The organism is Cytobacillus depressus, assembly GCF_008923245.1.
GTDB classification, from domain to species: domain Bacteria; phylum Bacillota; class Bacilli; order Bacillales; family Cytobacillaceae; genus Cytobacillus; species Cytobacillus depressus.
This window is the reverse complement of record NZ_WBOS01000029.1, coordinates 25,913-34,631: the sequence shown is the minus strand read 5'-3', so window position 1 is coordinate 34,631 and position 8,719 is coordinate 25,913. Positions and strand designations below refer to the sequence as shown.

8 protein-coding genes are annotated in these 8,719 nt (G+C 41.4%); 1 reads left to right on the top strand and 7 read right to left on the bottom strand.

Annotated elements, in window-relative coordinates; all coding sequences use genetic code 11:
- The coding region (locus F7731_RS25550) for an IS3 family transposase (RefSeq protein ID WP_151537431.1) at positions 1-85 on the top strand (85 nt) is incomplete at its 5' end.
- A gap of 222 nt (positions 86-307) precedes the next feature.
- On the opposite strand, the gene F7731_RS25545 is transcribed toward F7731_RS25550, so the two are convergent.
- The 7 genes from F7731_RS25545 to mtnK all read right to left on the bottom strand — a co-directional run bounded on the left by F7731_RS25545 (position 308) and on the right by mtnK (position 8,394).
- Positions 308-886, bottom strand: a complete 579-nt coding sequence (locus F7731_RS25545) for a hypothetical protein (RefSeq protein WP_246197454.1) — start codon at positions 884-886, stop codon at positions 308-310.
- Positions 887-1,184: 298 nt separating this feature from the next.
- Positions 1,185-2,027, bottom strand: coding sequence for a YitT family protein (locus F7731_RS25540; RefSeq protein ID WP_151537578.1), 843 nt, complete (start codon positions 2,025-2,027; stop codon positions 1,185-1,187).
- A 134-nt stretch (positions 2,028-2,161) separates the two neighbouring features.
- Positions 2,162-3,151, bottom strand: a complete 990-nt coding sequence (locus tag F7731_RS25535; protein WP_212031250.1) for an ABC transporter permease — start codon at positions 3,149-3,151, stop codon at positions 2,162-2,164.
- The gene (locus F7731_RS25530; RefSeq protein WP_151537576.1) at positions 3,120-4,658 is read right to left on the bottom strand and encodes a sugar ABC transporter ATP-binding protein; all 1,539 of its coding nucleotides are present in this window, start codon (positions 4,656-4,658) and stop codon (positions 3,120-3,122) included. Before F7731_RS25530 ends, F7731_RS25535 begins: the two co-directional genes overlap by 32 nt.
- Before the next feature lie 393 nt (positions 4,659-5,051).
- On the bottom strand, positions 5,052-6,149 hold the full coding sequence (locus tag F7731_RS25525) for a sugar ABC transporter substrate-binding protein (protein WP_151537575.1): 1,098 nt from the start codon (positions 6,147-6,149) through the stop codon (positions 5,052-5,054).
- Positions 6,146-7,207 carry an S-methyl-5-thioribose-1-phosphate isomerase gene (gene mtnA / locus F7731_RS25520; protein WP_151537574.1) on the bottom strand — a complete coding sequence of 354 codons (1,062 nt, stop codon included), beginning with the start codon at positions 7,205-7,207 and terminating at the stop codon, positions 6,146-6,148. The genes F7731_RS25525 and mtnA overlap by 4 nt, the downstream gene beginning before the upstream one ends.
- Positions 7,204-8,394: an S-methyl-5-thioribose kinase gene (gene mtnK, locus F7731_RS25515; RefSeq protein ID WP_151537573.1), complete on the bottom strand. Its 1,191-nt coding sequence runs from the start codon at positions 8,392-8,394 to the stop codon at positions 7,204-7,206. Before mtnK ends, mtnA begins: the two co-directional genes overlap by 4 nt.
- Positions 8,395-8,719 lie beyond the last annotated feature (325 nt).

Sequence of the window (8,719 nt, the reverse complement as noted above, 5' to 3'; positions counted from 1 at the left end):
AGAATACTATAATACAAAACGGATGAAGGCGAAGTTAAAAATGAGCCCGGTACAATACCGAACTCATTTTGAGCAAGCTGCCTGATGAAATAACCGTGTCTAACTTTTTGGGGTCACTTCATTTTAATGCTGAGAAATTGGGCTTTATTTTTTTAGAGTCTCCTTAATATTGTAAATGCGGTTTACTGGCGTTACCCCTAAAAGCCACTTTATCCCTGTATGTTCCGCCTCAGCTTTTCATCGGAATCAATAATCCAATTACGCTCGTTAATGGTAACTTCCCGTTATATCAACGGTTTTCATAAAATCACTGTTCTGTTTGATTACTATCTTCACCGGAATTGATTGCCGAACCAGCCTCATCGCCTCCAACGGCATGTTGCTGTTTGGTATTGGAACTTTCAATTGCAGCGTTAGTACCGGCTGCGCTATCATCTCCACCCCCACTTGCAACCTGAGTAGCACTAGCCTGGGGCGTCCTTGTTTTATTCACTTGATTATTTATGACAATTACAATTTCTTCACCGTGTTCCGAATACTCTGTTTCCTTTTTATGCGGTTCAATCTGGTCACCGCTCATCCCCCTATTTCTAGCTTGCCCCTTAGCGCCTACACCTTGTTGCTGCTCGGTATTCGATGAATCAATTGCAGCATTATTCCCGGCTGCACTGTTCCGTCCGGCTCCACTAGCAATTTGGGTGGTATTAGGTGCACTTGTAAACTGATTGTTAATGACGATAACAATTTTAGGTTTATCAGCAACAGGACCAACATTAATTTCTTGGCCATCTTCTTTTACGATTCGGAACGTGATTGTCTGATCAAGGGATTCTTCTCTGTTTTCTTTATTACTATTATCCTTATTATTTTTCTCTTGTCTTCCCATATCCTCACCATCCTTCCATTAGGTTAATATTAGTAAATGGCAAGTAAGAAATAATGGATTGGACAAAATAACTACTTGTCTTAAAAAAACTAATTAAGAAATACAACCTATCCAGATAACTTGATTTTCGGACAAGTTTTGATGAAAGCGCAAAAGCCTGTCCAGAAACATTGTTTTACGTATAATCTTAAACGAAAAGTCTGTCCGCGAATTTCGTCGAATTAACACTAAAAATACAAAAAAAGGATGTTTGAAACGTGGCCCATTTCAAACATCCTTCTCATCTTTCTTCTATATATTAATCCGCTTTTGAAATTTCGCCAAAGCCTAAGCCAAACACATCACGGACATCGTGAATGGCAAGAAATGCATCCTTGTCTGCTTCCTTTACGATTTTCTTCAGTCTCACAATTTCCTGGCTGCTGATCACAATATAGAGAATATCCTTTTGCGCTTTTGTGTAGTAGCCGCTCCCTGAGAAAACTGTTACACCTCTCTGCATAATACTATTTACTTGCTGGGCAATCTGATCAGGCTCTTTTGAAATAATCGTCACAGCTTTTTTCGTATTGATCCCTTCGATAACGAATTCCATCACCTTTGTTGCAATATACAACATCATAATTGTCAGCATCAGCTTCTCAGCGCCGATAATAAAATAAGATGACAAAGCAACAATTAAATCAAAGAATAACAATCCATAGGCTAAATTCCAGCCAAGATATTTTTGAGTTATTCTTGCTAAGATGGTAGAACCAGCCGTGGTCCCGCCTACGCGAATGATTAACCCAATTCCTACCCCGATAATAACCGCACCAAAAATAGTAGAGACGACAATTTCATTGGATTCAATCGTCCAGCCCTCTGTCAAATGTAAAAACAAAGAATTAAAAACGACAGCAATAATCGTATAAATCGTTGTCATTTTACTCAAATATTTATAACCAACAATGAGCAAAATTGAATTTAGAACTAAGTTCACTAGTCCTGGTGACCATTGCCAGAGATAGTAAGCGATAATGGTGATTCCCGTTACTCCGCCCTCCCCTAGCTCATTCGGGATAATAAACACATTTACCCCTACTGCAAAAAGAAAAGCTCCTATTAAAATATAGACAATATCTACGATCCTTTTTTTCATATATGTACCGTCCTTGTACCGTTGGAATCCTCCCATTATACTTTGATATGAAGGTACTTTTCAACCTAAAAAAGGAAAAACAATGCCTGACCCTCAAATGCGTTTAATCTTGCGCACCGAAGTTCAGGCACTATCTAATGTGAAAGCTTATTTTTCGCATGCATGTAGGTTACGGCTAATGCCAGCACTAATACAGAACCTTTCACAATATCGAAAGCATAGTATGGCAGGTTTAAAATGGTTAGCCCATTTAATAATATGCCGATGACCGCCGCACCGAAAAATGTCCCGATTGCATTTGGTTTGCCGGCGCCGAGAACAGAATAGCCGACGAATACGGCCGCCACAGCTTCCATTAAAAGCGGTGCACCCGCATCAATTTGTCCTGACCCAACCCGTGCTGTGAATAAAACTCCTGCGATCGAAGCAAAAATTCCAGAAACGACATAGGATGCGAACTTTACTTTTTTCACATTTACACCTGATAAGGTGGCTGCTTCCGCATTGCCCCCCGTCATATATAAAATCCGTCCCCATCTCGTATGAGTAAGCACCAGATAGGCAACAAGAACGAGCAGGAGCATAATCCACACAGGTACAGGCAAACCAAGCATTTTCCCTTGGCCAATCCAAAGAAAGGCATTGGAAAATTCCCCAATAGCCGTCCCTCCTGATGTAAGCGGCATATGATTATAAATCGAATAACCCTCGGTATACGTCCTATGAAGCCCCGCCACAATATACATCGTGCTTAGAGTTGCGAGCAAATCAGGGATCCCAATGACGACAATTAATAACGTATTGAAAACGCCGACTAGGACACCGACAAGAATCGGTAAAATGAGAACGAGCCAAAGCGGCATATCATACCAAACCATTAAAGAAGCTGTAACAACCGTCGACAATGACATTGTGGACCCAACAGATAAGTCAAAGCCGTTCACAACTAATGTGAATGTGACCCCTAAAGCGAGAACGGTTACAATAGAAATAGAGCGAAGAATATCCGCGAAATTCCCATATGTAAAAAATGCATCGCTAATCATACTAAAATAAATGATAATAAAAATCATTAATGCAATGGCTCCGTATTTAAACAGAAACTGGATACTTTTCTCTTTCATGGTGTTCTTCCTTTCCGCCGCTTGCATACAACAAAATCTTCTCTTGCGTGGCCTCGCTTCGTGAAAACTCCTTCACGATTTTGCCATCGTACATCACTAAAATCCGGTCAGATATTCCGAGGATTTCATGAATTTCACTAGAAAAATAGATGACGCCTTTTCCCTTTTCAGAAATTTGGCGAATGAGTTTAAAAATATCAACTTTAGCCCCGATATCGACGCCCTTCGTCGGCTCGTCAAACAAGTAAACACTCGAATCTAGCGAAGTCCACTTGCCTATAGCCACCTTCTGCTGGTTTCCGCCGCTCAAATGGACAAGCGGGGTTTCGGTATTATTTGTTTTTATCTGCAGACTTTTGATAATTTTGTCTGCGAAAGCTGTTTCTGATGGCTTATGCATAAACAAGCCCTTTGTGAACTTCCGTAAATTAGGAAAAGTCGCATTAATTCTTAAAGACTCATAGATAAAGAGTCCCTCTTTCCGCCGTTCTTCTGGCACAAGCACGAGACCTTCTTTGATGGCATCACCCGGATGGCGGACTTTTGCTATTTTTTCATGAAGCTCAATTTGGCCTTGTTTAGCTGGAGTGATCCCAAATAAAGTCTTCGCCAGCTCCGTTTTCCCAGCACCGACTAAACCGACAATCCCGACAATTTCTCCTTCACGTACGGAAAAAGAAACATCATGCAATTTATTCCCGTCCGTTATGCTTGAAACTTTAAGGAGTATTTCGCCGATTTTTTTGTCGTGCTGCCCTAACTCATTTGTAAATGCTGCACCGAGCATGTCCTCTACGATACGGTCTTGCGTAGTTGATGCGGTATCCTGTGCGCTCACTGTTTTTCCTTCCCTCATGACAGTTACCCGATCGCAAATCTCAAACACTTCCGGAAGCCGGTGAGAAATAAAGATACAGCCTACGCCCTGATCTTTTAATTTTTTCATAACCGAAAAGAGCCGCTCCGCCTCGTGGACAGATAGCGGAGCAGTCGGTTCATCGAAAATAATGATTTTAGCTGAATGAACTAAAGCACGCGCAATTAGCATGATCTGTTTTTCCGCAAGCGTTAGCTCTAATGCCTGCTTTTTCACGGAAATATGTGCAGACTGCAGCTCTAACAGTACTTCCTTTGCTCTTTTATTCAACTGTTTTTTCGATATAAAAAGATTTCGACCAGAGGCAAATGTATCGAGCATAATGTTCTCAGCCACCGATAGTTCAGGGACAATGGCGGTATCCACCTCTTGATACACGCAGAATATCCCCTGTTCTTTCGCGGCTTTCGGCGATTTGAACCTTAGTTCTTTACCATCCAGCACAATATGCCCGCCATCATGCTCATACACACCGGACAGAATTTTCATAAGCGTACTTTTCCCTGCCCCATTTGCACCGAGCAGCGCATGGATTTCTCCCTTTTTCAGATGAAAGCATGCCTCATTCAATGCCGATACTTTTCCAAATTGCTTTTGTATTTTTTCCATAGCAAGCAGCGTATCCGCCATGAAAACTTCTCCTTTCGGTAGAAAAGCCCGATTCAAGGGCGGGCTTTTCTGTAGATGGTTCCCTAATCGCTCACTATGAACGGGACATGGTCACTGTTTTTATCTTCATTCTCTGAAAACGCATTCTATGAACCAGTCATGGATGCCGTTTGGCCCTTCGCTCTCTGAAAACGCGCTCCATGGACCAGTCATGGACACCGTTTTACTCTTCGCTCTCTGAAAACACGCTCCATGAACCACTCATGGATGCCGTTTGGCCCTTCGCTCTCCGAAAACGCACTCCATGAACCAGTCATAGATACCGTTTTACTCTTCACTCTCTGAAAACACACTCAATAAACCACTCATGAATACCGATTTAATCTTCTTCAACTTAAAACACACTCTATGACTCTATTTAATCTGTTCCTCTAATTCTTTTAACGCATCATTATACCCTTGCTCACTCGCTCCCCAGCCTTCGATGTATTCACTCAGCTCATTCGTTGTGACTAATTGATCAGGAAGCTTATCTTTATCTACAAAAACCGGTTCAAGCACAATGTTTTCTGGAGGATTTTCACCATTGATTTTTTGGTATAAATAGCGGACCTGGATGCGTCCGATATCCTTTGGATCGACTGCTGCTGAAGCGACCCATGGGCTATTTTCCTTTTGAATCATCTGTAAATCCTCGTCACTCATGTCGATGCTGTATACTTTAATGTCTGTTCTTCCAGCCTGCTCAATTGCGCGGACTGCTCCTTTAGCGAACTCATCCCATGCTGCCCAAACCGCTGTGATTTGGCCTTCTTTCGGGTATTGCTTTAAGATAGCTTCCATTTGCGCCTGTGTGTCTAAAGCGGTATTGGCTGTTGCTGCTCCAAATGCCGCAATTTCTTTAATCCCCGGGTTATCTTTCAAAAATGCTTCATAGGCGACTTGTCTTCTTTCCATCGGTGCAAAGCCAGCCACCCAGATTTTTACGATATTCGCTTCCCCGGATGCGTCTTCGCCTAATTTATTTAAAGTCATCTCAGCCATTTTTTGATCGCCTTGCTCTAACACCGGAACTCCTTCGACTTCAACACCTGCATCAAAAACAATGACTGGAATTCCCTTTTCTACTGCTTTTTTCACTCCTGCATTTAAAGCTTCCTTCGTCCCATGGTCGATTAAAATTCCGTCAAAATCTTGGTTAATGGCTGCATCTAAGTTGGAGGCCATTTTTGCTAAATCTCCTTCAGAAGTAAATACATTCACAGTGCCGCCGAATTTTTCTACTTGTTCCTTTACACCTTCAATGTATTGCGCTGAAAAGGTTCCTAAATTCTGCTGCATGACTAAGGCAATTTTTTTATTTGCAAGTGGATGATCGGATTTCTCGGCCTTTTTAGGTGCATCCGATTCCTTTGGTTCCGTATTCGCAGTGTTGCCTTTTGGCTGGCATCCAGCTAAAAATGCCGATACGATTAAAATAGCTAAAAGCAATGTTGTCAGTTGTTTTCTCATGATCTTTCTCCCTCTTTCACTAGCTCGCCAAATAGACTTTTAATATTTTCATTGAAGTTCGGATGAATGATCCCCTTCTCTGTAATGATGGCGGTAATATACTCTGCTGGAGTGACATCGAAGGCAGGATTATAAACATTTGTGTTGCCTGGTGCCACGGGAACTCCGCCAATATGTGTGACTTCCTCCGCATGTCTTTCTTCAATCGGAATCTCTTCTCCACTCGAAATTGATAAATCAAATGTTGAAGTTGGAGCCGCAACATAGAACGGAATATTGAAATTCTTAGCCAAAATTGCTAACCCAAGCGTACCTATTTTATTCGCTGTATCGCCATTCGTCGCAATCCGGTCAGCGCCGACAATAATCGCTTCAATTCCTTTTGAATGAATCGTGTGAGCAGCCATGCTGTCAGTGATCAATGTGACATCTACACCTGATTGCTGTAGCTCCCAAACCGTTAATCTCGATCCTTGGAGAACAGGACGCGTTTCACAGGAATACACATGAAATTTCTTTCCGCGTTCAATGCCAAGATGGAAAGGAGCGAGCGCTGTTCCGTATTTTGCCGTTGCAATCGATCCGGCATTGCAGATCGTTATTACATTTGTAACATCCTTTAGCAATGACAAAGCATGCTCGCCAATTTGTCTGCACGTTTCTTCGTCTTCTACATGAATTTTGATGGCTTCTTCCAAAATGACCGTTTTTGCTTCATTAACACTGCATGCTTTCTCTCCAGCCTTCACAATTCTTTCGAGTGCCCAAAATAAATTAACCGCTGTGGGACGTGATCCCGCTAAATAACGAAAATCCCTTTTCAGATGCTGGCGGAATTTGTCTAACTGGTCCGTTTTATAAAGCTGGGCTGCATGCGCAAGTCCATATGCTGCAGTAATCCCAATCGCTGGTGCCCCGCGAACCTTTAAGGTTACGATGGCATCGAAAACGTCCTCAATATTCTCAAGCTCAAGATATTCAATTTCATGAGGCAATTTTTGCTGATTAAGAATTATCAGTTTGCCGTCTTTCCACTCGATTGATGTTGGTACTTTCATGCTGTTTTCTCTCCTAGTAAAGTAATTGCTACTGTCAATGAGTTCCATTTATTTCGATTTAAAATCAGTGCTTCACCTAATGCCAGTGCCTGCTTTTTAGCAGCGATCCGTTTGTCCTTATCGGCTATTCCGTCTAAATCCTTCACATGGGAAAGTCCAATTGTTCTCCGAATCAGCTCACAGCCAGCAAAGCCAAGTGTGTCTGAAAAGATCTTTTGCAAGATGTATTCTTTATATCCTTCAACTTTCGTGTAAACTTCGAGGTTTGACTGTTCCCATAATTCCGAAAATACAGAGTGGAAAACGGTCCAAGTATTCTCTATATGTTCAAAAATAACAGCCCGATGTGCTTCCTCTCTTGAAACAGCATGTAGGAACAAGTTTCCGATAAATAATCCAATATCAAATCCAATCGGTCCATAAAAAGCAAATTCTGGATCAATCACTTTTGTTTCTGTTTCACTTGCAAAAATGCTGCCCGTATGTAGATCTCCATGAAGTAACGCCTCTGCATCTGTAATAAAGCTCAGCTTTAATTTTGCTGCCTCAAGCTTCAGAGCGTTATTTTTCCAAATAGCTTCTACATCCTCACGCAATTCTGGTTCAAAATCATTTGTCTCATGATCGAAGAACGGGTCAGTGAAAATAAGATCTTCTGTAATTTTGCATAGTTCAGGATTTGAAAACTCCACTGCTAAACGTTTTTTCTCAAAAGGATGCAAAGCAAAATCGGAAGTGGAAAAAAGCGTTCTCGCTATATATTCACCAATATGACTTGATAATTTTGGATAAGACTGTCCTTTAATAAGGCCTTCGCGGGCAATCGTTAAATGGGATAAATCCTCCATCACCGTTATCGCAAGATCTTCATCAGAATGATAAACCTCTGGAACGAGCTGCGGGACAAACTCCCCATGTTTTTTCAAGGCATTCGTTTCAATCGTTGAACGTTTTAATGTCAGTGGCCAGCTTTCTCCGACTACTTTTGCATACGGCAATGCCTGTTTAATAATAATCCCCTTTTCATTAATGGAATCTGTTATATGGAATACGTAATTCAGATTGCCATCCCCTATTTCACGGCAGCTTAAGATTGAATTTTCAGGAAACAAATCGAGTTCTTTTGTCAGGTTCACCGCTGTTTCAACAGTCAGCGGCTCATACTGTTTCTTTTGTAAAATTGTCATCTTGTTTCACCCTTTTTGTTATTTTAGTCGTGATAACGGACATTTTGGCTTTCAAAAACGCTTGAGATGTCCGTTATAGCTCCAATAAAGGACATTTGGGCTTACATATACACTTGATGTGTCCGTTATAGCCTCGATAAAGGACATTTGAGCTTACAAATACACTTGATGTGTCCGTTACAACCTCGATAACGGACATTTTGGCTACAAATGCGCTTGAAATGTCTGTTATTAAAAAGTATAGAACCTTTCAAATTCGGGAATCATCTAGCTTCCGCTTTTCAAATAAAAAAGCCTCTTTCATCACGAAAGAGGCATTAGAATA

What these genes read in the sequence shown, in the direction of transcription:
- F7731_RS25545 (WP_246197454.1), bottom strand. Translation starts at nt 886, where the DNA reads ATGGGAAGACAAGAGAAAAATAATAAGGATAATAGTAATAAAGAAAAC.
- F7731_RS25540 (WP_151537578.1), bottom strand. Translation starts at nt 2,027, where the DNA reads ATGAAAAAAAGGATCGTAGATATTGTCTATATTTTAATAGGAGCTTTT.
- F7731_RS25535 (WP_212031250.1), bottom strand. Translation starts at nt 3,151, where the DNA reads ATGAAAGAGAAAAGTATCCAGTTTCTGTTTAAATACGGAGCCATTGCA.
- F7731_RS25530 (WP_151537576.1), bottom strand. Translation starts at nt 4,658, where the DNA reads ATGGCGGATACGCTGCTTGCTATGGAAAAAATACAAAAGCAATTTGGA.
- F7731_RS25525 (WP_151537575.1), bottom strand. Translation starts at nt 6,149, where the DNA reads ATGAGAAAACAACTGACAACATTGCTTTTAGCTATTTTAATCGTATCG.
- mtnA (WP_151537574.1), bottom strand. Translation starts at nt 7,207, where the DNA reads ATGAAAGTACCAACATCAATCGAGTGGAAAGACGGCAAACTGATAATT.
- mtnK (WP_151537573.1), bottom strand. Translation starts at nt 8,394, where the DNA reads ATGACAATTTTACAAAAGAAACAGTATGAGCCGCTGACTGTTGAAACA.